At 72.2% G+C, this 25,825-nt stretch carries 21 protein-coding genes; 5 read left to right on the forward strand and 16 right to left on the reverse strand.

Annotated elements, in window-relative coordinates:
• From ACNAW0_RS23120 to ACNAW0_RS23170, 11 genes are all read right to left on the reverse strand, one after another.
• A partial coding sequence (locus ACNAW0_RS23120; RefSeq protein ID WP_416290058.1) for a hypothetical protein occupies positions 1 to 262 on the reverse strand: 262 nt, incomplete at its 3' end.
• A gap of 5 nt (positions 263 to 267) precedes the next feature.
• Positions 268 to 6,072 (reverse strand): hypothetical protein, encoded by a 5,805-nt coding sequence (locus tag ACNAW0_RS23125; protein WP_416290059.1) that lies wholly within the window; start codon positions 6,070 to 6,072, stop codon positions 268 to 270.
• 123 nt (positions 6,073 to 6,195) lie between these two features.
• On the reverse strand, positions 6,196 to 7,836 hold the full coding sequence (locus ACNAW0_RS23130) for a cation acetate symporter (RefSeq protein WP_416290061.1): 1,641 nt from the start codon (positions 7,834 to 7,836) through the stop codon (positions 6,196 to 6,198).
• Between the two features lies 1 nt (position 7,837).
• Entirely contained in the window at positions 7,838 to 8,284 is a 447-nt protein-coding gene (locus ACNAW0_RS23135; protein ID WP_416290062.1) for a hypothetical protein, read from the reverse strand.
• Between the two features lie 31 nt (positions 8,285 to 8,315).
• Positions 8,316 to 9,998, reverse strand: a complete 1,683-nt coding sequence (locus ACNAW0_RS23140; RefSeq protein ID WP_416290063.1) for a DUF4153 domain-containing protein — start codon at positions 9,996 to 9,998, stop codon at positions 8,316 to 8,318.
• Positions 9,995 to 11,068: an ATP-binding protein gene (locus ACNAW0_RS23145; RefSeq protein WP_416290064.1), complete on the reverse strand. Its 1,074-nt coding sequence runs from the start codon at positions 11,066 to 11,068 to the stop codon at positions 9,995 to 9,997. Before ACNAW0_RS23145 ends, ACNAW0_RS23140 begins: the two co-directional genes overlap by 4 nt.
• On the reverse strand, positions 11,065 to 11,742 hold the full coding sequence (locus ACNAW0_RS23150; RefSeq protein ID WP_416290065.1) for a response regulator transcription factor: 678 nt from the start codon (positions 11,740 to 11,742) through the stop codon (positions 11,065 to 11,067). Before ACNAW0_RS23150 ends, ACNAW0_RS23145 begins: the two co-directional genes overlap by 4 nt.
• Before the next feature lie 131 nt (positions 11,743 to 11,873).
• On the reverse strand, positions 11,874 to 12,665 hold the full coding sequence (locus tag ACNAW0_RS23155; protein ID WP_416290066.1) for a LytR/AlgR family response regulator transcription factor: 792 nt from the start codon (positions 12,663 to 12,665) through the stop codon (positions 11,874 to 11,876).
• Complete coding sequence (locus ACNAW0_RS23160) at positions 12,662 to 13,879, reverse strand: sensor histidine kinase (protein ID WP_416290068.1); 1,218 nt, start codon at positions 13,877 to 13,879, stop codon at positions 12,662 to 12,664. Before ACNAW0_RS23160 ends, ACNAW0_RS23155 begins: the two co-directional genes overlap by 4 nt.
• 33 nt (positions 13,880 to 13,912) lie before the next feature.
• Positions 13,913 to 15,421 (reverse strand): sugar transferase, encoded by a 1,509-nt coding sequence (locus tag ACNAW0_RS23165; protein WP_416290069.1) that lies wholly within the window; start codon positions 15,419 to 15,421, stop codon positions 13,913 to 13,915.
• A gap of 324 nt (positions 15,422 to 15,745) precedes the next feature.
• Positions 15,746 to 16,606, reverse strand: a complete 861-nt coding sequence (locus ACNAW0_RS23170; protein WP_416290070.1) for an Fpg/Nei family DNA glycosylase — start codon at positions 16,604 to 16,606, stop codon at positions 15,746 to 15,748.
• A gap of 24 nt (positions 16,607 to 16,630) precedes the next feature.
• Here ACNAW0_RS23170 and ACNAW0_RS23175 point away from each other — a divergent pair, with 24 nt between their 5' ends.
• Entirely contained in the window at positions 16,631 to 17,896 is a 1,266-nt protein-coding gene (locus tag ACNAW0_RS23175) for a glycosyltransferase family 4 protein (RefSeq protein WP_416290071.1), read from the forward strand.
• A 41-nt stretch (positions 17,897 to 17,937) separates the two neighbouring features.
• On the opposite strand, the gene ACNAW0_RS23180 is transcribed toward ACNAW0_RS23175, so the two are convergent.
• The 4 genes from ACNAW0_RS23180 to ACNAW0_RS23195 all read right to left on the reverse strand — a co-directional run bounded on the left by ACNAW0_RS23180 (position 17,938) and on the right by ACNAW0_RS23195 (position 20,971).
• A complete protein-coding gene (locus tag ACNAW0_RS23180) occupies positions 17,938 to 18,663 on the reverse strand; it encodes a CDP-alcohol phosphatidyltransferase family protein (protein ID WP_416290072.1) in 726 nt (241 codons plus the stop codon).
• A complete protein-coding gene (locus tag ACNAW0_RS23185) occupies positions 18,638 to 19,705 on the reverse strand; it encodes an iron-containing alcohol dehydrogenase family protein (protein WP_416290073.1) in 1,068 nt (355 codons plus the stop codon). The genes ACNAW0_RS23180 and ACNAW0_RS23185 overlap by 26 nt, the downstream gene beginning before the upstream one ends.
• A complete protein-coding gene (locus ACNAW0_RS23190) occupies positions 19,693 to 20,424 on the reverse strand; it encodes a sugar phosphate nucleotidyltransferase (RefSeq protein WP_416290094.1) in 732 nt (243 codons plus the stop codon). The genes ACNAW0_RS23185 and ACNAW0_RS23190 overlap by 13 nt, the downstream gene beginning before the upstream one ends.
• A gap of 97 nt (positions 20,425 to 20,521) precedes the next feature.
• Positions 20,522 to 20,971, reverse strand: a complete 450-nt coding sequence (locus tag ACNAW0_RS23195) for an NUDIX hydrolase (RefSeq protein WP_416290074.1) — start codon at positions 20,969 to 20,971, stop codon at positions 20,522 to 20,524.
• Positions 20,972 to 21,086: 115 nt separating this feature from the next.
• Between ACNAW0_RS23195 and ACNAW0_RS23200 the strand changes: the two genes are divergently transcribed.
• The 3 genes from ACNAW0_RS23200 to corA all read left to right on the forward strand — a co-directional run bounded on the left by ACNAW0_RS23200 (position 21,087) and on the right by corA (position 24,311).
• On the forward strand, positions 21,087 to 21,479 hold the full coding sequence (locus tag ACNAW0_RS23200) for a cyclic nucleotide-binding/CBS domain-containing protein (RefSeq protein WP_416290075.1): 393 nt from the start codon (positions 21,087 to 21,089) through the stop codon (positions 21,477 to 21,479).
• A gap of 190 nt (positions 21,480 to 21,669) precedes the next feature.
• Positions 21,670 to 22,764 (forward strand): PLP-dependent aminotransferase family protein, encoded by a 1,095-nt coding sequence (locus ACNAW0_RS23205; protein WP_416290076.1) that lies wholly within the window; start codon positions 21,670 to 21,672, stop codon positions 22,762 to 22,764.
• Between the two features lie 398 nt (positions 22,765 to 23,162).
• Positions 23,163 to 24,311, forward strand: a complete 1,149-nt coding sequence (corA, locus tag ACNAW0_RS23210) for a magnesium/cobalt transporter CorA (RefSeq protein ID WP_416290077.1) — start codon at positions 23,163 to 23,165, stop codon at positions 24,309 to 24,311.
• Positions 24,312 to 24,389: 78 nt separating this feature from the next.
• On the opposite strand, the gene ACNAW0_RS23215 is transcribed toward corA, so the two are convergent.
• A complete protein-coding gene (locus ACNAW0_RS23215) occupies positions 24,390 to 25,145 on the reverse strand; it encodes a hypothetical protein (protein WP_416290078.1) in 756 nt (251 codons plus the stop codon).
• Between the two features lie 118 nt (positions 25,146 to 25,263).
• Here ACNAW0_RS23215 and ACNAW0_RS23220 point away from each other — a divergent pair, with 118 nt between their 5' ends.
• Positions 25,264 to 25,794 (forward strand): peptidylprolyl isomerase, encoded by a 531-nt coding sequence (locus ACNAW0_RS23220; protein ID WP_416290079.1) that lies wholly within the window; start codon positions 25,264 to 25,266, stop codon positions 25,792 to 25,794.
• Positions 25,795 to 25,825: the final 31 nt, after the last annotated feature.

The following is a 25,825-nucleotide window of genomic DNA, read 5'->3' on the forward strand; positions in this document are numbered from 1 at the left end:
AGAACAGCGCCTCGCCGTGTGCGTTGCTCGGGCCCAACACCATCACCGCCAGCTTCACGGTGACCCCGGTGACGGGTTTGCCGTCCCGGGTCAGCCGCGCGCTTACCGTGAGCGGGGCGGTCATGTCGTCGACCTCGACCGGCGACACCTGAAGTTTGGTGTGGACGCAGCCGCCGAAACAGCCACTGAGCGGACCGGTGAGGCCGCCGGCGAGCACCAGGGCCAGCAGCCCGGTGACTCGCCGACGGCCCGCGGTCGGCATGCCGGTCAGCATGCCCCGCCGTCGCCGGTGTTCTCCTGCTTGGCCGCGTGCTCGCCATCGAACGGCCAGGCGGCGTACGCCAACAGGTCGAAGATGTAGTCGTCCACGTCGTCTCCCGGGTCGAGCATGGTCACCACGCTCGGCCGGCCGCCGGGCACAGTCACCCCATTACGGGACTTTTCCGCCAGGCCGGGCCAGATTGCCAGCACGATCTCGCCCAGTGGGATGCCCCAGGTTTTGACCTCGATGTTCACGATGCTCGGCTGGTGCAGATCGTAGCGATGGAAGTAAACGCCGTCGTACAACCCGACCAGCTTGAGGTCCTGCTTGAAAAAGTCCGGCCCGATGATCTTATCGATGCGGAGTAGCAGGTCGATGTCCATATCGAGGTGGACACCGTCCATCGTCATGGTCGCCTGACCGAACGCGCCATTGAAGGCCAGGAACAGGTACCCCAACTTTTTAGGCAGGTCGAACGGCAGGTCGCTACGGACGTTGCCGGGCTCCAGCTTCGCCGCGCGGACGTCGGTGAGGGTGAAGGTGATGTCGCTGATCCAGCTCTCCCGCACCTCGGCATGTCCGCTCAACACCCCGCGGACCAGGCCGAAGCAGTTGAACAAGTCCGGCGGGTTCACCTCCTGCCTCGGTACCCGCAGGTGCAGGTTGCCGACCATCCGCAGCTCGTCGGTCTTCGGTACGGAGGTGATGGTGGCGACCTGGGTCTCCGGCTCGAAATCGACGGTGGTCCGGTGGCCCATGTTGGTGATGTGCAGTTCCAGATCGTCGGGTCCGACCTTGAACTTGTCGGTCTCCTTCACCAGATTCGCCTCGACCTCCACGTCGATGTCGAGGGTGTTCCGCCCGTCGTTCGCCGTGTAGTCGACCGTGGGCAGGTTGTCACCCTCGGCGCTGCCGAACCCCCAGGCGCTGAACGTCATGTCGGTGGGCACGTCGCGCAGCCGCACCTGGCCGGTAGCCGGGTCACCGTCGAACGTGCCGGTGGCCTTGATGGACAGGTCGTCGATGACCGTCGAGTTCTTGACTCGCACCGAGGTGGGCGAGCCGACCCTGCCGGTCACCTCCAGGCCACCGGGGATCGGGTCCAGGTGGGCCAGCGCCCGGGTTGACTTGAACATTGGCACCTGGTCGGCCTGGGCGTGCACGTCCAGGACGCCGGCCGAGGCCACGTCCGAGTCGTACTTGATGCTGAGCGTGTCGGTGAGGGCGATCGGGCCGAGGGTGAAGTTGATCCCGGACGGCAGGTCGGTCAGGGTCGCCTCAGCCCTGATCCGGTTCGGCGGCGACGGTACGAAGACCGAGTCGTCGACGTACAGGGTCAACTTGTTCGACCGGGGCTGGTAGCCGGCGAACGAGTAGGTCCGGGTGGTCGGGTCGACGGTCACCTGGCTGGGCAGCCCCGAGACGTTGATGATCCCGGTCAACCCGAAGCACTTCCCGTCCACGCAGAACGGGCCCTGGTTGGCGCAGCCCGGTCCGACGGCGCAGCCCCGGTCCACCACTGAGGCGCCGTTGGCGTAGCGCGGTGCCCCCAGGCCGTCCAGCGCGGCCACCTTGCCCAGCCAGAACTGCGTCTCCACGTCCAGGGTCGTGTCGGCGGTGTAGTTGATCACCCCGCCGTTCGAGCTGAAGGTGATGGTGCCCGGAATCGGCCCGAGCCGGCCGAGTGCCCCCAGCCGGACGTCCTGCGCACCGCCCGCGGCCAGCCGTACGTCGCCGTCCAGCGCGATGGTCTGCCGCTCGGCGTGGTAGCTGGCCGTGAGCGACGAGGCGGAGTGCCCGAACTCGGCGTCCCGCAGCCCGGTGATCGACGCGCTGCCGTCGATGTTGCCGTTGACCTCGTTGTAGTGGGTGGCCAGGTGCGACCCGCTCGGCGCCAGAGCGGCGGCATGGTTGGTCACCGCGAACGCCGCACTGCCCAGCGAACTGCCCTCGGCGGCCCGGAAGGCGTACGTGCCGTTGCCCCAGTCCGCGTCGAACCGGGCCGGTACGCCGCGGACATCCGCGAACGCCGACCAGGTCCGGCCCCCGTACGGCACATGGGCCAGGAACGAGATCGCCGAGATCGGCGCCGACATGGTGGTCTCGGCGTGCCGGGCCGGCAGGTCGACCAGCGCGTCCACGGTGGCCGGCACCCCGGTTACCGACGCGGTCAGGTAGCCCGTGCTGGCGTTGGTCACGGTGAGCCCAACCGAGTCCACCGCCGCGGAGTTGCGGATCGCCACCGTGCTCCGGTCACCGACCGTGCCGTTGATGTGCATCGTGGCCGGCAGCCGGCCGATCGTGGCCCGGCCGCGCACCACCGGGAAGGTCTGGTTGGTGGTGGTCACGTCGGCGTCGAAGCGAAGGCTGCCCAGCGGCGCCGAAGCGGTGTACCGGAAGTCGATAGAGCCGCCGGCGACCTCGACCGGGCCGACCGTCATGTCCAGCTCGGCCGGCAACCCGGAGAGGGTGGCCAGGGCCCGCACGTCAGGCAGAGTGTCGACCAGCCCAGCCAGACGCAGGTACGCCTGCAACGGCGCGGTAGGCGGCCGGTAGCCGGTGAACACCACCGTCCGCGCCCGGGTGTCCACGGCCAGCTTGCTCGGCAGCCCGGGTAGCCGGACCATGCCGACGAGCCCGAGGCAGCGGGCGAACACCGTGCAGAAGGCGCTCTCGTCCTTGGCACAGCCGTTGCCGGTGTCGCAGCCGTTGCCGACCAGGGCCACCCCGTTGTCGAACAGCGGCGCGCCCAGCCCCGCCAGCGCGGCCACCTTGCCCACCCGTACCCCGATGGTCAGACCGAGGTGGCCGGTCGCGGTGTAGCTGAGCTGGCCGTCAGCGAAGGTGGACCGGATGGTGTTCGGCAATCCGTCAACCCGGGCCACGGCGGCGAGCTGGGTGTCGTCCACGCCGTTCGCGGCGAGCAGCACGTCCGCGTCCACGAACACCGGGTCACCTCCGGTGTCGGTGTCCAGCCGGAAGGTCTGTCCGCCGCCGTCGCGCGCGTACTCCACCCAGGACAGGTTGCGTACCGACACGCTGCCGTCCAGGTCACCAGTGACCTGCCGGTAGTGCACGCCCAGGTGCAGCCCGGTCGGGGCGACCTGGCCGGCGTGGTTGGTGACCGCGAGCCGAGCCCCGACGAGCGGCCCGGACAGGCCCCGGAACCGGTAGGTGCCCTCGGCGAAGTCGGCGTCGAACCGTGCCGGCACGCCGGTCAGGTCGGCCATCGCGGTCCAGTCCCGGCCACCGGACGGCAGCCGGACCACCGCCGCCAGGCTGGCCAGCGGATCGGACTGGGTGCCGTCGAGGTGTCGGGCCGGCAGGTCCAGGAGGAAGTCCATGGTGGTGGCCAACCCGGCCGCCGCCGCCGACAGGTAGTGGTCCTGCTGCGGGCGCAACGTCTCCACGTGTGCCGGGCTGGCGAACACCTCCACCTTCTGGATCCGGCTGGTCGATTCGTAGCGCAGTCGGGGCCGGTCCCCGAGGTCGTAGGAGAGGTTGATCCGGTCGGGCAACTCGGTGACGGTGGCGAACAGGGTCGGCCCGGCGGCCGTGTTGGTGTACGCGGCGAACACCCGGTGGATCACCGAGCTGGTCTGGTACGCGACCGTACGTGCGGCGGTGTCCACGTCCAGCGACGCGGTGGCCGGCAGGTTGGACAGCTCCAACCGGGCCTTGTGCAGCCCATCCAGGTCACCTGCGGCGACGAAGGGCTGCCCGCCCGGATCGAACGTGGTGGTCAGCCGGGGATGCCCGTCGTAGTAGGCGTCGACCTGCCGCATTCCGGTCACCCGGGCGGAGACGCCCAGCGCGGGGCCGGCGGTGACCAGCGTCGCGTGGTCGCCGTCGTACGGCGCGAACGCGCCGAGGTTGCGCGAGATGGCCACGGTGCCGGAGCCGAGCGGCTGGGTGCCGTTGAACGTCACGTGGCTGGCGTCGGTGTCGGCCTTCAGGGTCACTCCGGTGGGCAGCCGGCGCAGTGAGCCGCGACCGACCAGCCCGCCGGGCTTGTCGTACACCGCGACGTCCAGGGCGGCGAGCTGACTGGTCGCGGTGTAGTCGAGATCGACCCCGGCCTTGGTGTTCGCCAATGTCGCCTGGAACGAGGTGGGAATCGCCGTGGCGGTGGCCTGGACCGCGTTGACCAGGCCCGCGGGCTGGTAGCCGAAGTCGGCGAAGAGCACCCGGTCGATGCTGGCCGACGCCTGGTAGTCGAGGGTGGCCTTCCCGCCCGGCGGCCGGGTCAGCGCGACGGACACGCTGGTGGGCAGGTCGTCGACGACGAGTTGGGTGAACTCGTCGACGCCGTCGCGGTTGCTGAGCACCTGGACATCCAGGTGGGTGGCCTTGTCGCTGGTCGAGTCCACGAACACGTGCTGGTCGGTGGTGTCGCTGCCTGGATCGATCTTGGCCCGTGCCGAGAAGATCGACGGTACGGGGGAGAACCGGGCACTCGCCACCGTCGGCTGGTACGGGTCACCCGCGCTGTCGTCGGTCACCGAGGCCAGCCCGGCGGTCACCGCGAGCGCGTCGCCGGCACCGCCCTGGAGCAGCCGGGCCTGGATGTCGTACCTGCCCCGCAGCAGGGCCACCGGGTTGAACGTGAACAGCCCCAGCGTGCCGGTCGGCAGGGTGGTGCCGCGCCGCAGCCCGTCGAAGCCGACCGAGATCCGCTGGTGGCCGGGGATGTCGTAGACGGCCCAGACGTGCGCCGGCAGCGGCTGGCCGGCCAGTTCGCTGGTGGGCAGCCGGAGCGCCAGCAGGGCGACGCCGATGTTGATCAGGTCGAGCAGGGCCTCCAGCTTGTCCCCCAGCTGCGCCTGGAGATCCGCGATCAGGTCCTCCAGCCGCAGCCGTTCGAGCAGCAGTTCGGGATGGAGGATGATCTCGAGCGGGTCCTTGAGCAGCTCGAGGACGACGGCGAGGCGGTTCTGGGCCGCGGTGAGTGCGGACTGCACCTCGAGGAGTTGGCGTACCGCGGCGACCACGTCGCCGGGCAGCGCCACCGGTAGCAGGTCGGCCAGCACGTCCGGGGTGCCGTCACCGGTCACGTCCACGATCGCGGGTACGGCGAGCGGCACGGTGAGTGAGCAGGAGACCGTCTTGGTGGCCGATTCCGAGCAGATCCGGTACGTGATGCGCGGAATGCCGTCGGGCAACTGCTCGAGCAGCGCCAGCGGGTCGACCGGCAGTGGCGGCGGGATGTTTCCGCTGGCGAGGGCCGCGATCAGCGCTTCCAGGGTGACCGGCTGCGCCGGATCGACGAACTGGGCCGAGGAGACCTGGGGCTGGAGTTGGCGGGCGTCCAGGTTCGGGGTGCGGTCCGGGTGGAGCCGGCCGGCCCGGTCGAGCGTGGTTATGGCGTCCGCCGCAGTGGCGTCGACCAGTTCCTGGGCGGGATGCAGCGGCAGGGTGAGCGGCGCGGGCCTGACCGGCGGGTCCGGCACGACCGAGGCCCGGTCGATGGCGACCGTGCCGGCGGCCGGATCGACCGCGGGTAGCGGGGCGATCGGCGTCAGCGCGGCGGACGGTCCCCGGTCGACCCGCACCGAGCCGGGTGCCGGGTCGACGGGCGGTACCTCGGCGAGCCGCGGCATGATCGCCGTACGCGACGGCTGTGCGGTCGTGGACGGCGTCGCCCCGTCCGGTGTTGTCGGATCGGGTCTCGCGGTTGTCGTGCCGGGACTCGGCGCGCCCGGAACGGGTGCGGCCCGGACCGGATCTGGTACGGCGAGCTGGCCGGCCAACAGGACGGCGCTAACGGCGGCGGTCAGGAATGTACGGCTGGACCGTGCGCGGCTGCGCATGAAGACGCCTCCCCCGAGTGGCGATGGATGAGCCGCGAGCCTTTCCGTGCCGCCGATTGATGTCCACTGATAAATCGGATATTTGACACCCCTCGTCACGCCGAGTGAGGAGCGCGCCGCCGCTCACAGCCGCAGCGCCTCCGGGGCGTGCAGGCGGAGCATGGTCACCCCGACGTCGCGAGGCAGGCGGCGCCGGGTGGCGATCGACACCGCCACCATCACCGTGAACGCCAGCGGCACGGTCCACGCGGCCGGCTGGGTGGTCAGCGTGGCCGGCCAGCCGGTCAGCGGCGGGCCCAGCACCGTGAGCAGCACCGCGCCGACCGCGGCACCGCCGCCGACCAGCACCCCGGCGGCGGCGCCCAGGTCGGTCAGCCCACGCCACCAGATGCCCAGCACCAGCAGCGGGCAGAAGCTCGACGCGGCCACCGCGAAGGCCAGCCCGACCACCTCCGAGACGTCCAGCCCGGACACGTTGAGCGCGAGCGCCGCCGGCACCCCGCCGGCGATCACCGTGGCCAGTTGGAAGCCGCGTACCGAGCCGCGGCCCAGCACGTCCGTGGAGATCACTCCGGCCACGCTGGTGAGCAGCCCGGACGAGGTGGAGAGGAACGCGGCGAACGCCCCGGCGGCGACCAGCGCGGCGAGCAGCCGTGCGGCCGGGCCACCGCCGAGGGCCGCCTCGGGCAGCAACACCACCACGGCGTCGGTATGGCCGGTGACCAGCAGTTGTGGGGTGTAGATCCGGCCCAGCACACCGTAGATGGTGGGCAGCAGGTAGAAGAGGCCGACCAGGGCGAGCACCACCAGCGTGGTGCGGCGGGCGGCGGCGCCGTCCGGGTTGGTGTAGAAGCGCACCAGCACGTGCGGCAGGCCCATGGTGCCGAGGAAGGTGGCCAGGATCAGCGAGTACGTGCCGAACAGCCCCCGGTCGTCCTCTCCGGCCGTGGCCGGCAGCAGCCAGTCCGTCGCGTCGATGGCCGTGCCGGAGACCTCAGGCACCGGATCGCCCGCCGCGAAGTCGAGGCGGTCGCCGGGGCGTACCTGCCGGATGTCGCCGTCGGGAAAGGTGAGGGTCGCGCGGTACTCGACCACGACGGTGGTCGCGGCCCGGAACGCCGGCCCGTCGGGCGGGGTCACCGCCGGGCGGGCGTCGGCCTGCCACTGCAACGCCAGGAAGATCGCGGGTACGGCCAGCGCGGTCAGCTTCAACCAGTACTGGAACGCCTGGACGAAGGTGATGGCCCGCATCCCGCCCAGCGCCACGTTCGCGGTCACCACCACGGCCACCAGCAGCGCCCCCACCGGGTACGGCGAGCCGGCCACCGTCGACAGGGTCAGTCCCGCCCCCTGCAGCTGCGGCACCAGGTAGAGCCACCCGATGAAGATCACGAAGACGGTGGCCAGTTTTCGCAGCCGCCGCGATCCGAGGCGTACCTCGCAGAAGTCCGGCAGGGTGAAGGCCCCGGAGCGGCGCAGCGGGGCGGCCACGAAGAGCAGCAGCGCCAGGTAGCCGGCGGCGAAGCCGACCGGGTACCAGAGCACGTCCACGCCGTACTTGAGGATCAGCCCGGCCACGCCCAGGAAGCTCGCCGCCGACAGGTACTCCCCGCCGATCGCGGCGGCGTTCCAGGTGGGGCTGACCGCCCGGGAGGCGACCAGGAAGTCGGAGGTGGTTCGGGCCAGGCGTAGCCCGTAGAAGCCGATCCCGACGGTGACCAGGGTGACCGCCACGATCGCCGGAACGACGTACGGGTTGCCCACCTCAGCGCTCCGGCCGCTGGACCAGGTCGGTGAAGTCCTGCTCGTTCCGTTCCGCCAGCCGCACGTACGCCCAGCCGACCCCGATCAGGAACGGGAAGGCGGCCACCCCGAGCAGCAGCCAGGGCAGGTTGACCCCGAACACGGTGACCCGCCCGACCGACGGGGCGATCGCGAAGAGCCAGGGCAGGCCGCCCAGCCCGATCAGCACCAGCAGGCTCAGCCGCAGCGCCAGCGCGAGCTGGGCCCGGACCAGCCCTCGGACCAGCGCGTCGCCGACCCGGGTCTGCTGGGCCAGCTCGGACCGGGTGCGGTCCGCGCGGCTGCCCGAGCGGGACACCTGGGCCAGCACGATCCGGGTACGCCGAGGCGGCTCCGCCGCGCGCGGGGTCGGCACCGGAGCCGCCTCGGTCGGCCGCCCCGGAACCCCCTGCTCCCCCGCTCCGGTCATCCCCGGCAGTCTCGCCCGATCACCGCAAATGTCAAGGGTGTGGATACGGGCACCCGGTGGCGTCCGCCTCGGCCGGATCCGGACCGAGCACCGCGCGGGCCTGCGCCCGTCCCACGTTCGCCGCCCGCCAGCCGTCCTCGGTGAGGCGCGCGGCGATCTCCCGCAGTGCGCAGGAGCGCATCGGCTCCGGCAGCCGGTCCAGCGCCGGTACGGCGTCCGCCGACAGTTGGGACAGGTATGCCACGTCCAGCCGGTCGACCCGCTGCCAGCGGTCGACGTTCCGATCGACGATCAGCCGGTCCGGATTGACCACGGCGAGACCGAGCAGGGCGACCACCCCCGCGCCCAGCACCAGCCGGGGCAGCCAGGCGCCCCGCAGCCGGATCGTGGCCACCCCGACCAGCACGAAGAGCAGCCCCAGCCAGAGCTCGACGGTCGCCACCACCAGGCGCAGTCGGGTCGCCCCGTACGCGTCGGTGTAGACCCGCATCCGGTAGAGCGCCGACGCCACGACCACCAGGCTCAGCACGGTCAGCCCGCCGATCAGCAGCCGGATGAGCGCCCGGTCCGCGCGGGTGCGCCGGGGCGCCCAGCGCATCGCCCCGGCGATCACCAGCAGGGTGAGCGTGGAGACCGCGAGCAGCTGCCAGAAGCCCCCGCGGGCGTACTCGGCGTAGGTCAGTCCGGCCGTACCCAGCACGTGGTTCGAGCCGCCGAAGAGCACGGTCAGCTGCACCAGCACGAACGCGGCGAAGAGCGCGTCGAGCAGGGCCAGCGGCAGCACCCACTCCAGCCGGCGGACCACTCGGGCCGGCCCTACCCGCAGCTCCAGGTCGGGCGGCGCCGCGAGCAGGTACGCCCCACCGAACAGCACCGCACCGACCAGCAGCAGGCGGAAGACCCAGCCGAACTCGTCCCCGGTGGAGATGTCGGGCAGCGCGTCGGCCACCAGGCCGGCGAAGACCGCGTCGGCCGAGGAGAAGAGCAGCCCGAACAGGAGCAGCAGCACGGCGGTGACCCCGAGGCTGGCGAGAGTCCGCCCCACGCTCGGCCCGCCCGGCCGGGGCCGGGGCAGCCCCCGGGCCGCCCAGGGCAGCGCCCGCACGGCGGCGATCGGCGGCAGCACCCCGGCCACCAGCAGGCCCAGTGGCGTACGGCCGCCCGCCACGGCGAGCGAGGCGGTGCCGATCGCGGCGAGCAGGCAGAGCACGAAGAGCCAGCCGGCGGCACGTACCGTGCCGACCCCGACCAGGGCGACGGTCGCGGCCGCCCAGGCCAGCCGGGCCGCCCGGCCCGACGCCCCCGTGGCGCCGGGACGGGCGGCCGCGCCGGCCCCCGCGGTGGTGCTGCTCTCCTCGGGTACGCCTGCCTGCGGCGACATGGCCGGAGCCGGTGCGGGCTGCGCTGGTCGGGGCCGGATGACGGCGGCCGTGCCGAGGGCGGCGGCCCCGGCGACGGCAGCGACCAGCCAGCCCAGCCCGGGCCGGTCCAGCGGCACCACCGAGGCGGTCACCCCGGCGGCCACCGCCACCGCGCCGAGCACCACCGGCCGGGCCGCTCCGGTGGCTCCCGGCCAGCGCCGCTCCCACGCGGACGGCTGCGGCGCCGGGCGGGCCGCCGCAGGCTGCGCGGCGAGCGGCGGGTACGGGCCGGCCGGGCGGGCCAGCGCCAGCCGGGGATCGACGGGCGGTCGCGGGGGAGGTGCGGTGGTCATGCGGCCTCTTCTCGGACGGGTTCGGTACGCGGAAGGGTGACCTCGATCCGGCAGCCGGGGCGGATGCCTGGCGCGGCGGCGGGCGGGTCGGCGACGCGGATGGTGCCGCCGTGTAGTTCGACCACCCAGCGGGCGATGGCCAGGCCCAGCCCGGTGCCGCCGCCGGCAGTCCGCTCGCCGCGGGTGAACCGTTCGAACACGCGGGACCGCTCGGCCGGCGGGATGCCCTCGCCCTCGTCGCTGACCTCGACGTGCAACTGGCCGGTCCGCTCCTCGGCGGCGACGAGGACGGTCCCACCCGACGGGCTGTGCCGGGCGGCGTTGTCGAGCAGGTTGGCGAAGACCTGGTGCAGCCGCAACGGGTCGGCGTGCACGGTCAGCGGGGCGGCCAACGGCCGGAGCCGGAAGTGGACGTCCCGACCGGTGCCGGCGGCGGTGGCGGCGGCGTGGTCCACCGCCTCGTCGAGGAAGTCCGCGACGTCGATCCGGGCCCGGCGTAGCGGCACCACCCCCGCGTCCAGCCGGGACAGGTCGAGCAGGTCGGCGACGAGGTGCCCGAGCCGCTCGGTCTGGGCGAGCGCGGCCCGCAGCGCCGCCGGCTCCGGAGCGGCCACCCCGTCGACCAGGTTCTCCAGCACGCCTTGAAGGGCGCTGATCGGCGTACGCAACTCGTGCGAGACGTTCGCGATCAGCTCGCGGCGGCGCTGGTCGGCGGCGGCGAGGTCGCCGGCCATCTTGTTGAACGCGTGAGCCAGCTCGCCCACCTCGTCCCGGGAGGTGGCCCGGACCCGCCGGGTGTAGTCGCCCCGGGCCATCGCCCCGGCGGCGGCGGTCATCTCCCTCAACGGCGAGGTCATGCCGTGCGCCAGCACCTGCGCGGTCAGCAGGGCGATGGCGATCGCGGTGATCGAGGTGCCCGGCGGCAGCCAGCCGATGCCCCACCAGAAGTAGCCGACGGCGACCGCCCAGGAGGCGACCAGCAGGACGCCGAGTTTCATCTTGATCGAGCGGACCGGGTCCAGCGGGCGGGGCAGCACCCGGTTCAGCCAGTGCACCAACCGGGCGGTCACGCCGGCACCTCCAGCGCGTACCCGACGCCGTGCACCGTCCGGATCAGGTCCGCGCCGAGCTTGCGGCGGAGCGCCTTGATGTGGCTGTCGACCGTACGGGTGCCGGAGCCGTCGGCCCAGCCCCAGACGTCGGCGAGGAGCCGTTCCCGGGGCAGCACCGTACGCGGCCGGCCGGCCAGGTGCACCAGCAGGTCGAACTCGGTGGGGGTCAGGTGCACCTCTGCGCCGCCCTTGACCACCCGCCGCTCGTCCGGGCTGATCTCGATGTCGCCCAGCTGCAGGGTGGCGGGCGCGGTGGTCGCCGCGCGTTCCACCCGGCGCAGCAGGACGTGTACCCGGGCTGCCAGCTCGCGCATGGAGAACGGCTTGGTCAGGTAGTCGTCGGCGCCGACGGCCAGCCCGACCAGCAGGTCCGTCTCGTCGTCCCGGGCGGTGAGCATCAGCACCGGCACCGGGCGGTCGGCCTGGATCCGTCGGCACACCTCCAGCCCGTCGAAGCCGGGCAGCATCACGTCGAGGACGACGAGATCGTGCTGTCCGGCCCGGAACCGGTCGACGGCGCTCGGACCGTCCCCCGCGATGTCCACGGTGAAGCCCTCCGCCCGCAGGCGGGCGGCGACCGACTCGGCGATGGTCCGTTCGTCCTCGACCACCAGTACCCGGCGTTCCCTCATGGCGTTCGACTGTAGGGATCAGCCGTGGAGATCAGTGGCTCGCCTTGTGAACAACCTGTGGAGAACGCCTCACTCCTGTGGATAACCCGGTGGATGAGTGGGGCTTCGTTGTGGATGACGGAGCCGGGGGCTCAGCGGTTCCAGTCCTGTTTCGCCGCCCGCACCAGCTTGTCCTTCAGCTCCCGGGTGTGCCGGCGGCTGACCGGCAGCTCCGTACCGTCGACCACCACCACATAGCCGGAGTTGACCAGACGCAGCTCGGCGATCAGCCGCAACTGCACCAGGTACGACCGGTGGATCCGCACGAATCCCGCGTCCGCCCACCGCTCCGCGAGGGTGGCCAGCGAGACCCGGACCAGGTGTGACGCGTCCGCGGTGTGCAGCCGGGCGTAGTCGCCCTGCGCCTCCACCCAGCGCACCGCCGAGCGGGGCAGCATCCGGGTCGTGCCGGCCAGCTCGATGGGGATGGTCGGATCCTCCTCCGCGCGGGCCAGCGCCGCCGGGTGCGAGGGCACCACCCGGGAGCCGATCACCCGGCGCAACGACTCGGCCAGCCGCTCGGCGCGTACCGGCTTGCGCACGTAGTCGGTCGCGCCCAGGTCGAAGGCGTCCGCCGCGCCGTCGTCGTACGCGGTGACGAAGACGATCGCCGGCGGCCGGGCGAACCGCCGCAGCACCCGGGCCAGCTCCATCCCGTCCAGCCCGGGCATCCGGATGTCCAGGAAGACCACGTCCACGTCGCCGTCGCGGAGCACCCGCAGCGCCTCGGTCGCGTCGCCCGCCGTGTGCAGCCGGGCCACCCGAGGATCGGCTCGCAGGTGGTACGCCAGTTCGTCCAGCGCCGGCGGCTCGTCGTCCACGGCCAGCACGCGGAGGAAACCGGACGGGTTGACGCTGCCGGCTCGTTCGCTGCGCTCGCTCACGAACCCGCCCGCACGCCCGGGTGGAACTTCGGCACCCGCATGCTCACCTTCGTACCTGAGCCCAGGCCGGTCTCGACGACCAGGCCGAACTTGTCCCCGAAGACCGACCGGAGCCGCTCGTCGACGTTCGAGAGGCCGACGTGCTGGCCCGGGTCGTCGATCGGGTCGCTGCCGGCCAGCTCGGCGATGCCGGCGGCCAGCGTCGTCGGATCCATCCCCACTCCGTCGTCCTCCACCGTGATGTGGCACTCCGCGCCCGCGTCCCGGGCCTCGATGCTCACCATGCCGGTGCCCGGCTTGCGGGACAACCCGTGCCGGACCGCGTTCTCCACCAGCGGCTGGAGGCAGAGGAACGGCAGGGTCACCGGCAGCACCTCCGGGGCGATCTGCAAGCGCACCTGGAGCCGCTCGCCGAACCGGGCCCGCTCGATGATCAGGTACCGGTCGATCGAGCGCAGCTCCTCGGCGAGCGTGGTGAACTCGCCGTGCGCCCGGAACGAGTAGCGGGTGAACTCGGCGAACTCCAGGATCAGCTCCCGGGCCCGCTCCGGGTCGGTTCGGACGAACGAGCCGATCGCGGTCAGCGCGTTGTAGATGAAGTGCGGGCTGATCTGGGCGCGCAGGGCGCGTACCTCGGCCCGGGCCAGGCGCTCCCGGGACGATCTCAGCTCGGCCAGGGCGAGCTGGTCGCCGGCCCAGTGCGCGGTCTCCAGGGTCGCCTGGACCAGCCCCGGCGCCGGCTGCTCGTCGGCGACCGCCACCAGCGCCCCGACCACCCGGCCGTCCGCGCTCAGCGGTGCCACCACCGCGCCCCGGACCGGGCAGTCCACCAGGTCGCAGCGCAGCTCCGACTCCCGCAGCACCGTCGACCGCCCGGCGGATGCCGCCCGCCGGGCCGCCGCGAGCAGTTGCTCACCGTGGTGCGCGCCGCGCCCGTCGAGGGCGAGCAGGGTCTCCCGGTCGGTCAGGGCCAGCCCGGCCGCGCCGACCAGGGCCCGCAGATGGCGTACGACCTTCGCCGCGCCCACCGGGTCCAGCCCGGCCCGCAGCGGCTCGGCGGCCAGCCCGGCGGTGTGCAGCACCTCGTACGTGGCGCGCTGGGTTGCCGTGGCGATACCCCGCCGAGCGCGCAGCCGCAACACCGCCCAGAGCGCCGCGGCGAGCGCGGTGACCAGCGAGACGACCCCGAAGAAAGCGGACAGGTTGCCACCCACGCATGCGATCCTGGCTGGTGGCGACCCGGAGCGCTAGTACGCGCCCTTTCGGGCCAGCACCACCCCGACGGTCCGCCACAGGATGCTCAGGTCGTACGCGAGCGACCAGTTGTCGACGTAGTAGAGGTCGAGCCGGACCGCCTCGTCCCAGGAGAGGTCGGAGCGGCCGGAGACCTGCCAGAGCCCGGTGATGCCCGGCCGGACCAGCAGGCGGCGGCGGACGTCGCCGAGGAAGTCTCCGTCGTCGGCGGGCAGCGGACGCGGCCCGACCAGCGACATCTCACCCCAGAGCACGTTGATCAGCTGGGGCAGCTCGTCCAGCGAGGAGGCGCGCAGGAAGCGGCCCACCGGGAAGACCCGCGGGTCCTCCTTGATCTTGAACAGCATGCCGTCGGTCTCGTTCTGGTCGACCAGGCCGGCCAGCCGCTCCTCGGCGTCGACGTACATGGTGCGGAACTTCCAGACCCGGAAGGTCCGCCCCTCGTGCCCGACCCGGGGCTGCCGGAAGAAGACGGGCCCGGTGTCGGAGATCCGGATGGCGACCGCGATCGCGACGAAGAGCGGGAACAGCAGCGCCAGGCCCAGCCCGGCGACCACCCGGTCCATCAGGTTCTTGATCAGCAGCGCCGGGCCCGACAGGGTCGGCTCCTCGACGTGCAGCAGCGGCAGGCCCTCGATCGGGCGGATGTGCACCCGGGGACCGGCGATGTCGGTGAGCTGGGGCGCGACCACCAGGTCGACGCCGGAGCCCTCCAACTGCCAGGCCAGCCGGCGCAGCTCGCCCGGCTCGGCGCTGGCCGAGCCACACACCGCGATGGTGTCGCCGCCGACCTCCCGGACCAGGGCGAGCACGTCCCGGCCGGCGTAGACCGGCACCGGCGTCTCGATGCCGCGCGCGGCCGCGTACCCGTCGGTGAGGTGGATGGCGACCGGCACCAGGCCGGCGCCGGGATTACGGGTGACCGCGGTGTAGACCTCCAGGCACTCCGGCAGGGTGCCGACCAGCACCATCCGGTGCCCGGCGTGACCGGCCCGACGCCGGACGGTGTGCAGCAGGACGCGGGCGATCATGCGCCCGAGCAGGATCAGCACCATCGCCCCGAGCAGGGCGAAGCCGACCGTCCAACGGGAGAGTGAGTAGGTCTTCGTCGCGAAGGCGATGAAGGAGACGGTGGCGGCGACCGCCACGCCGGCTCGGATCACCCGCTTGAACTCGTCCGGCCCGAGGCCGAGATAGCGGCGGTCGTACGCCCGGTTGCCCCACAGGATGATCAACCAGCCGAGCGGCAGCAGCACGAACGCGACCGTGTGGAACCACGACGCGGGGGTGTGCTTGAAGCCCGAGGCCGCCTGCTCGAAGATCTGGATGGCGAGGAAGCTGGCCAGGGCCGCCGCGCCGAAGTCGATCAGCAGCAGGAAAGCGATGTAGGGCCGGTGCCAGCGGGACACCCGGCGGCGGGCACGGGCCCAAGCCGACCGGGGTACGCCGTTGTGTGACGGCGGAGTCGGCGGCTGGATCTCGAAGCTGTCGACGTGCCGCACGCTCTTGCTCCGGCCTGTGTTGGTTACCGGGCGCTGGAGGCTTGTCGTCACCTCAACCCATGTCCTCCCGCATGACCCATTCCCTCACTCGCCGTGAGAACACGAGTCGCCCACCGTCCCAGTCTCCCACGCGGGCCCGGTCGGGACGGGCTGCCGGGAAGGAAGCCGTCCGTTGGCCTCGCGGGGATCTGGCCGGCTCCGTATCGGTTGTGAAGCCGGGGACCGGGCCACTATACCGATGGATTGCGGCCCGGGAAGAGGCGCGAGTGGGAGCTTCGGCGATCGCGGGTCGATTCCACTCCGTAATCGCCGAGGTGTGATTACTCACCGTACGAGCCGGGACAGCCGTCGGTCAGCGAGCGGCCGACCGCCCGTCTGACAGGTGGGGCAGTACTGGAGGCTGGAGTCGGCGAAGGAAACCTCCCGCACCGTGTCGCCACAGACCGCACACGGCAGCCCGGTCCGGGCGTGCACCTTGAGCCCGGAGCGCTTCTCACCCTTCAGCTCGGCCGCCCGCTGCCCCGTCGACCGGCGGACCGCGTCGCCGAGCACCGCTCGGGTCGCCCCGTGCAGCGCGGCGAGCTGGTCGTCGGTGAGCCGGTCGGTGATCGCGAACGGGGACAGCTTCGCCGCGTGCAGGATCTCGTCCGAGTACGCGTTGCCGACCCCGGCCAACACCGCCTGGTCGGTCAGCACCCCCTTGACCTGCCCCCGCCGGCTGCGCATCCGCTCGGCGAAGGTGGCCAGGTCGGCGGCCAGCGCGTCCGGGCCGAGCTTCTGCACCCCGGGCACCTGCACCGGGTCGGTCACCAGGTACGCGGCCAGCTTCTTCTGCGTGCCGGCCTCGGTCAGGTCGAAGCCGGAGCCGTCGTCGAGGCGTACCCGCAGGGCGATCGGGCCCTTGCCGGGGCGCAGCGGGGCGGTCGACGGGAACGCCTCGCGGTAGTGCAGCCAGCCCGCCCGGGCCAGGTGGACCACCAGGTGCAGCCCGCCGTCGAACCGGACGTCCAGGAACTTTCCGTACCGGCCGGCACCAACCACCGCACGGCCCGACACCGCGCTCGGCGGCGGGTCGTACGTCTTCAGGGCGCTGATCGCGGCGACCTCGACGCGCTCGACGCATCGGCCCACCGCCCGCTCGCGCAGGTAGCCGGCGAGCGCTTCCACCTCCGGTAGTTCGGGCACCTCACAACGGTAGCCTTCCTTCCCGTGAGAATCGTGGTGGCGCACAACCGGTACCGGGAAGCTCAGCCCTCCGGCGAGAACACGATCGTCGACGCGGAGATCGCCCAGCTCACCGCGGCCGGGGTGGAGGTGCTGCCGTTCATCCGCAGCTCCGACGAGATCCCGTCGATGTCCAAGCCGGCCAAGGCGCTGCTGCCGATCTCACCGATCTGGGCACCGAAGGCCCAGCACGACCTGGACCGCCTGCTGGTCGAGCACCGCCCCGACGTGCTGCACCTGCACAACCCGTACCCCCTGCTGTCGCCCTGGGTGGTGCGGACCGCGCACAAGCGCGGGGTGCCGGTGGTGCAGACGGTGCACAACTACCGGCAGGTCTGCTCGTCCGGCCTCTACTTCCGCGACGGGGTGATCTGCCAGGACTGCCGGGGCCGGGCGCTGGGCGTGCCCGCGATCGTGCATCGTTGCTACCGGGGCTCCCGGGCGCAGAGCGCGCTGATGGCGACCACGCTCGCCGTGCACCGGCCGACCTGGCGGTCGGTGGACCGGTTCATCGCGCTCACCACCGCGGTCGCCGACCACCTGCGCGACTACGGCATCCCGGACGAGCGGATCGTGGTCAAGCCCAACGCCATTCCCGACCCGGGTACGCCGACACCGCCCGGCGACGGCTTCCTCTTCCTCGGCCGGCTCACCCCCGAGAAGGGGCTGGACCTGCTGCTGGACGCGTGGCGGCGGCACCCGGACGGCGCGCTCGGCCCGCTGCGGATCGCCGGTGACGGGGAGCTGCGCCCGCTGGTCGAGGCGGCCGCCGCCGAGCGTGCCGACCTCACCTTCCTCGGCCCGCTCGACCGCGCCGGGGTACGCGCCGCACTGACGGACAGCGCCGTGGTGCTGGCGACCTCCACCTGGCACGACGTGCTGCCGACCGTGATCATCGAGGCGCTGGCCAGCGGCCGGCCGGTGCTCGGCACCGCGCTCGGCGGCATCCCGTACCTGGTCGGCGCGGACACTCCCCGCGAGCCCGCCGGCACCGGCCCGGCCGAGATGGCCTCGGCACCCGCCGGGTCCGCGGGTCCGGCGATGCCGGCCGGTATCGAGCTGGGCGAGGCAGGCTGGGTCGTCGCCCCGGAGCCGGCCGCACTGGCGGCCGCCCTGCCAGTGGCCCGGGCCGGTGCGGCGCGGTTCGCCCCGGCCGCCCGGGCCCGCTACAAGCGCACCTTCCACCCGGACGTGGTCACCAAGCGCCTCATCGACATCTACACCGACGTCGCCGCCAACGCCCACCGCTGATCCCGCCGGCGACCTCGCACTCCCACGCTCCCGGCCCGGGGTCAGCGGAGGGAGGCGCGGGCGGAGAAGGCGATGCTGGCGAGCAGGAAGCCGCCGTTGACGATCGTGAAGGCGACGATCACCCAGACGGTCAACGCCGGGGCGAGGGTCAGCACCAGGCCGGCCAGGAAGATCACCGCGCCGTAGTCGCGGACCAGCTTCACCAGGCGTACGGGCAGCGAGGACGAGGTGACCATGCTGGCCGCGTTCGGGCCGGCCTGCATCACCGAGGTGACCAGGTTGACCATCCAGGTGCCGGCGAAGACCGCGACCAGCCAGGTCGGCGTCGACGGGCGCTGCGCCACGGCGGTCGCCCCGAGGGCGGTGACCAGGGCGATCTGGGCGGCCACGTCGCAGAGCACGTCGACCCGGGCGCCCGCCGCGCTGCTCTGCCCGGTCACCCGGGCGAGTTGCCCGTCCGCGCAGTCCAGCGCGTACGCGACCTGCCAGCCGACCAGCGCGACCAGCCCGACCGCCCAGGCCGGGACGTCCCCGGCGGCCACCGGGCCGGCGAGCGCGACCACGGTGACCGAGGCGGCCAGGCCGAGCACCAGGTTGGTGATGGTCAGCGCGGTGGGGCGCAGCCCGAGCCGCTGGGCGACCAGCGCGAAGGCCGCGCCGATCCACTGGCTGATCGACTCGCTGAACAGGCCGCCGCCCCGGTTGATCCGGTGGAAGTCGGTGACGGTGGGGCGGGACGGCTCAGCCAACATGGTCGTGGAGGGCATCGGCGTAGTCTGCCAGCCGCTCCCGCGTCTCGGTAGGCGACATCGCGAGGTGTTCGAGGATCGTGTAGCGGTCCGGCCGGGTGGCCGGCGCGAACTGCACCGCCTCGACGAACTGCTCGTCGGTCAGCCCCACGTCGGCGGGGAGGCGGGGCAGACCGTGCCGCGCCAGGCACGCCGACATCTCGGTGAAACGCCGCTGGTCGCCGCGGAGGAAGGTGCAGAAGAGCGCCCCGAGTCCGGCCAGCTCGCCGTGCGAGGCGGTGCCCGGGTAGAGCGCGTCGATGGCGTGCATGATCTCGTGGCAACCGCCGCTGCTCGGGCGGCTGGTGCCCTCGATCGCCATTGCCAGGCCGCTGGAGATCAGCGCCTCGGCCAGCACCGTGACGAAAGCGTCGTCACCCATGTCGCCCGGGTGGTTGAGCACCGCTTCCGCACCCGCCCGGGAGAGCGAGGCGGCCAGCCCGTCGAAGGGCTCACCGCGTACCTCGCGGGCCAGTTCCCAGTCGGCCAGCGCGCTGATGTTGCTCACCACGTCGCCGATTCCGGCGCGATTGCGCCGCTCCGGGCCGGCCTCCACGAAGTCCACGTCCACGATCACCGCGATCGGGATGTGCACCCCGTAGGAGCCCTTGATCCCGTCGGTGATCAGGCTGGCCACCGGGGAGGCGATGCCGTCGTTGGCGAGGCTCGTCGCCACCGAGACCATCGGCAGGCCTCGGCGGGTCGCCGCATACTTCGCCACGTCGATGGTCTTGCCGCCGCCGATGCCGACCACCGCGTCGTACGACCGGGCCCGGAGCTTGGCGCCGAGGTCGTCGGCGGCGTCCAGCGTGCCCCCGCAGACGGTGAACACATCAGCCGACCGCAGCGACGGGCGGACCAGGTCAACGACCTTCTCCCCCTGGCCCGGCCCGACCACCACCGCGACGTCACCGCCGGTGGAGATCCGTCCGTCCGCGAGGATCGTTCCGAGGTCCGCCACCGCGCCCCGCCGCACGTCGATATGCAGCGGGGTCAGCACGCTACGGGCTAGTAGCGGCATGCGATCTCCCGCGCCCGGGCCAGGTCGGCGTGGTTGTCGACCTCGACCCAGGAGACGTCGCCGATCGGTGCCGCCCGTACCTCGCCGCCCCGGTCGGCGAACTCCTGGTAGCCGTCCTCGTAGTAGAGGTTCGGGTCACGCCGCCAGGTCGTCTCCAGCGCGTCGGCCAGCGCGTCGGCCACCTGCGGCTCGATCAGCGTGGCGCCGATGTACTCCCCGTACGCCTCGCCCGGGTCCATCAGCTTGGTGATCCGGGTGAGCTGGCCGGCCGCGTCGAAGGTGGTCTTCATCTCCTCCTCGGCCAGTGGCTTGAGGGTGTCGACGGCCAGCAGGATGCCCGGACCGCGCTCGGCCAGCAGGGTCTTCTCCACGCTCACCGGGTGCACGGTGTCGCCGTTGACCAGCAGCACGCCCCGGGAGAAGTGCTCCCGGGCCAGCCAGAGCGAGTACGCGTTGTTCCACTCCTCGGCCCTGTCGTTGTGCACCAGGATGATCGTGACGCCGTACTTCTGCTCCAGCGCCGCCTGGCGCTGCCGGACCGTGTCCGCGGCGTAGCCGACCACGATCACGATCTCGGTCAGCCCCACCTCGGCGAGGTTGCGCAGCGCGATGTCGAGGATGGTCGTCTCCCCGTCCACCGGCACCAGGGCCTTGGGCAGGGTGTCGGTGTACGGGCGCAGCCGCCGTCCCGCACCGGCGGCGAGCACCATCCCGATCATGCCGGCATCATCCTTCGTTCGACTGGAGTCCATCGGGTGGAGGATAGCGCCGAGTGGCCGTCCGGCCGCCGCCAACCTTACGGAGCGGTCGGGCCGCTCACAGCCCGATCGAACGCAGGGCGGCGAAGGCCTCCTCGGCGATCCGCCGGATCAGCCCGTCGTTGACGTCGCGGTGTTCGTCCAGCAGCGCCACGTCCTCCGTGCCGAGCCAGCGGAACTCGGTGTGCTTGCCCGCCTCGAGCCGGGGCCGGGTGAGGTCGCCGTCCACCCGGACCAGGAAGTCGGTCTCCACCCGGGCCAGCCCGTCGTCGCCGGTGTACCGGTATTCGCCGACCTGCCCGAGCACGTGCGAGACGGTCCAGCCGGTCTCCTCGGTGACCTCACGGCGCAGCGCGTCCTCCACCCCTTCGCCCGGTTCGAGGTGGCCGCCGACGATGTCCCAGCAGTTCGGGAAGAGGCGGCGCTCGGGAGACCGGCGCTGGAAGAAGAGACGGCCGTCGTCGTCCACGATCAGCGCGCCGGCGCAGCGGAGGGGCTCGGTGGGCACCCCACGACAGTAGCGAGTTGGGACCGCTCCTGGCGATGCCCGGCCTTGTCCCGGTACGCATCGATGGTCCACCATGTCCGTAACCGAGGCCACCGTCCCACAGGGGTGATGCGTGATGCAGGTTCGGGAAGCGATGTCCAAAGAGGTGCTCGTGGTCGGCCCGGAGCACACGCTCCGCCAGGCGGCCCGGATGATGTCGGCCCGCCGGGTCGGGTCGGCGGTGGTGATCGACCCGGACTCCGAGGGGGTCGGGATAATGACGGAACGCGACGTGCTCAACGCGATCGGTGCCGGGCTCGATCCCGATGCCGAACGCACCGGATCACATCTGACCTGGGACGTCGTCTACGCCGGTCCGGACTGGACGGTGCAGGAGGCGGCGGTGGCCATGGCCCGTGGCGGCTTCCGGCACCTGGTGGTGCTCGACGGCCGGGAGGTGGCCGGGGTGATCTCGGTACGTGACCTGATGCGGGTCTGGGCGCGGGAGCACGCCACCGCCCCGGTCTGACCCGACCGGGCGAGGCGATGATCCGGCCGTCACCGGCCGGGCGAGGCGATGACCCGGCCGTCACCGGCCGGGCGACGCGATGACCCGGCCGTCACCGGCCGGGCCACCGTCGTGCGGACAGATCGACCGCATGTTGAACTTCGCGTGTATGGCGGTCGGACCGCCTGTACCAGGCCCTAGGCTCGTGCGCATGACCGCCGAGCAGCTGATCTCCTTTGCCCGTGGCGCTCCCTCGCTGGACATTGTTGATGTCGAGGGGCTCAAGGCCGCCGCCGTCCGCGCCTTCGACGCCGATCCCGCCGGGATCACGGCGTACGGCACCTCCGTCGGTTACCCGCCCCTGCGTAGGTGGATCGCGGAGAAGCACGGCGTCGAGGCCGACCAGGTGCTGATCACCAACGGATCCCTCCAGGCCGACGCCTTCCTCTTCGACCACCTGGTCCGCCGTGGCGACGCGGTGGTGGTCGAGCGCCCCACGTACGACCGGACCCTGCTCAATCTCCAGCAGATGGGCGGTGACATCCACGGGGTGACGATCCAGCCGGACGGGCTGGACACCGCCGAGCTGCGCAAGCTGCTCGAGTCGGGGGTCCGGCCGCGGCTGGCCCACGTCATCCCGAACTACCAGAACCCGGCGGGCGTGACCCTCTCCCTGGAGAAGCGCCGGGACCTGCTCGACCTGGCCGCCGAGTACGGCTTCACGATCTTCGAGGACGACCCGTACGCGGACATCCGGTTCCGGGGCGAGCCGTTGCCCTCGATGTTGTCGATGGACACCCGGGGCGTGGTGGTGCACGCCTCCAGCTTCACCAAGACGGTCTGCCCCGGGGTGCGGGTCGGCTACCTGGTCGGCCCGGCCGAGCTGATCGCCGCGATCGCGAAGAAGGCGACCAGCCTCTACATCTCGCCCGGCATGGTCTCCGAGGCGATCGTGCACCAGTTCTGCGTCTCCGGAGACATCGAGCGGTCCATCAACACCGTGCGCTCGGCCCTCGGCGAGCGGGCCGGGGTGCTCGCCGAGTCGCTGCGCCGGCACATCCCAGAGGCCCGGTTCGTCGAGCCGGACGGCGGCTACTTCCTCTGGGTGGAGCTGCCGGAGGACGTCGAGGTGGACCGGCTCGCTCCGGCCGCCGCGGAGCGCGGCGTCGCGGTGGTCAAGGGCAGCGACTTCCTGCTGGACGGTGGCCGGCACTCGCTTCGGCTGGCCTTCTCGGCGGTGACCGCGGACCGGATCGACGAGGGCGTCCGGCGGCTTGCCGAGGCGATGGCCGCCGTTCGCGGCTGATTTTCTGTCGGGTTTCCGACAATTTGGCGATGTCGGCCGGTCCAGCACTCCCGCTGGGCCGGCCGGCGGCTCACAATGCTGCGAGCGCCGTTCGCCTTCCTTCGGTGACGGGTCCGCCGACCCGGGGCCTCTGCCGCCCCCACCGGGTCCCCGGCGCGCACAGCAAAACTCCCGCCCCCAATGGGTGCCGGGTGGGCCGTGTCGCCCCTCACCCCCCTGACGCGGCCGGCCCGCCCGGCGCCACCTATCGGTTGCCGGGCGGGGTGCCCCGGTGCCGCAGGGCGACTCGCGTGTGGCGCCCGTCTCAGCCGGGCCGCTTCTCTGGCGCTCACCCGCGCTGCGGTTCGCCCCGATCGGCGTAACCTGCAAGCCGCAGCATCGTGGGGAGGGGGCGAGAGATGACCGACCGGGTGGCACGCGATCGCATCGCCGGGCAGAACGGCAGCCGGGTGCTCAGGCCACGGGCCTGGGCGGCACCGGTACGCGCCATGTCCCGCATTCTCAACGCCGACGGCTCCCCGCGTACGCCGGAGCCGACCCGGGCCGGCCGGAGCGGGGTCGTCGACTGCGGCCTCTACGTCGACGGTGAGCGCCAGCCCGGCGAGTGGCACTACGCCGACGCGCTGACGGCGGCCGGCAAACAGCGCAATGCCTTCGTCTGGCTCGGTCTGCACGAGCCGGAGCTGGACGAGATGACCGAGATCGCCGACACGTTCGGCCTGCACGAGCTGGCCGTGGAAGACGCGGTCAAGGCCGAGCAGCGCCCCAAGCTGGAGCGCTTCGGCGACGTGGCCTTCCTGGTGCTGCGTACCGCCCGCTACTGCGAGCACACCGAGCTGACCGAGACGTCCGAGGTGGTGGAGACCGGTCAGGTGATGCTCTTCATCGGGCCGAACTTCCTGATCAGCGTCCGGCACGGGGACGCCTGCCGGCTCTCGCCGGTCCGGGCCGACCTGGAGGCGAAGCGGGAGCTGCTGGGGCACGGCCCGTGGGCGGTCGCGTACGCGATCACCGACCGGGTGGTGGACCTCTACCTGGAGGTCGCCGACCGGCTGGAGGACGACCTCGACGTGCTGGAGGCCGACGTCTTCGACCGGCAGGGCAGCGGGCGGATCCCGCGGATCTACCAGATGAAGCGGGAGCTGGTCGAGTTCAAGCGGGCGGTGACGCCGCTGCAGCGCCCGCTGCTCACCCTGACCTCGCAGGTCAACCGGGAGGTGCCGCAGGAGGTCCGGAGCTACTTCCGGGACGTGCTGGACCACCTGAGCCGGACCGTCGAGCAGGTCACCTCGTACGACGACCTGCTCAACTCGATCCTGCAGGCGCGGCTGGCCCAGGTCACCGTCGACCAGAACGACGACATGCGCAAGATCGCCGCGTGGGCCGCGATCGGCGCGGTGTGGACCGCGATCGCCGGCATCTATGGCATGAACTTCCACAACATGCCCGAGCTGGACTGGACGTACGGCTATCCGGGCGTGGTGGCGGTCATGCTCGCCATCTCGCTCGGCCTCTACCGGTGGTTCCGCCGCAACGGCTGGCTGTAGCCGCCGCACTGCTCCGTACGCGCAGACGGGAGCGCCGGCCGCGGATCCGCGTGCCGGCGCCTTCCGTGTCCGGTGAGGTCAGCGGCGACCGCTGGCCTTTGCGGTCTTCCCGTTGTTCAGCGCCTTGCTGACGTCGACGGCCGGGCGGCCGGAGACGTCCCGGGCACCCTCGGCGACCGAGGGCACCTGGTCGGTCGGCTGGATCACCGGCTGGCTGCTGGACGTGGCGGTGGCGGCGCTGCCGCCCCCGGCCACCGCCGAGCTGCCGGCACCGCTCGCCTGGGTTACCTTCGCGCTCGGGTCCGGGGTCTCCACCACGATGGTGTCGACGTCCTCGCGCATCGGCTCCAGCCCGCCGGTCGGGTCGTACTCGGCCCACTCCTGCTGCTCGCGGCGGCGGCGCATGGCCATCGCGCCAGCCAGCCCGGCGACGGTGCCGGCGGCCAGCAGGCCGACCATCCGGCCCGTCGACCTGTTCTTCTGCCCCTTCCTGGCGGCCTTGAGGTTCTTGGCCTTCGTCTTGCGGTTCACCGCGGCCTGCTTCGCGGCGGCGGCCTTCCGGCCGGCCACCGTCTTGCCCGCGGCCTCGGCTTGGGCATCGCGCAAGGCCAGGACCAGCGGTGCGAGCGTCGCGGCGAGGCCGCTCGACGCCCGGTCCCGGACCATGATCGCGGTGGGCACGACGGCAACCCGGGCTGCCTGGACCCGCGGGCCGACACTGGTGCCGGCACCCCTCGCCGCGTGCGCCGCGGCCTGCCTCAGGTGACCGATGCCCTGGTTCAGCTCCGCACGTGCGAGCTGCCCCCGGGTCCTACGCCGCCCGATTCCAAACACGGTCCCACCTCCTGGGGAGTTATTCCTTCGTCATCCTCCACCTTCGGATGCCTCCGCATGGCCAGATCGGGCACATGGGAGGATCCGCATGGAACTGACCGACAAGTGAGGAGTACCCGTGGCCGAGGCTGTCTACGCCACCTTGCACACCAACGCCGGCCCGATCCGGCTGCAGCTCTTCTCCAACCACGCGCCCAAGACGGTCCGCAACTTCATCGAACTGGCCGAGGGAACCCGGGAGTACATCGACCCGCGTACCGGCCAGCCGGGCAGCGGCCCGTACTACGACGGCACCATCTCGCACCGCGTGATCAGCGGCTTCATGGTCCAGATGGGCGACCCGACCGGCACCGGTCGCGGTGGCCCGGGCTACAAGTTCGCCGACGAGTTCCACCCGGACCTGCGCTTCGACCGGCCCTACCTGCTGGCCATGGCGAACGCCGGGCCGGGCACCAACGGGTCGCAGTTCTTCGTCACGGTGTCGCCGACCCCGCACCTGAACAACCGGCACACGATCTTCGGGCAGGTGGCCGACGAGCAGTCCGCGAAGGTGGTCGACTCGATCGCGAACACCCCGACCGGCCCGAGCGACCGGCCGCTCCAGGACGTGGTCATCGAGCGCGTCGAGATCGAGCACAAGGCCGCGTGAGCGAGCGAACCATTCGGCTCAGCAGCGTGGC

Origin of the sequence: Micromonospora sp. SL1-18 (genome assembly GCF_047921505.1) — a bacterium.
Taxonomy (GTDB): Bacteria; Actinomycetota; Actinomycetes; order Mycobacteriales; family Micromonosporaceae; genus Micromonospora.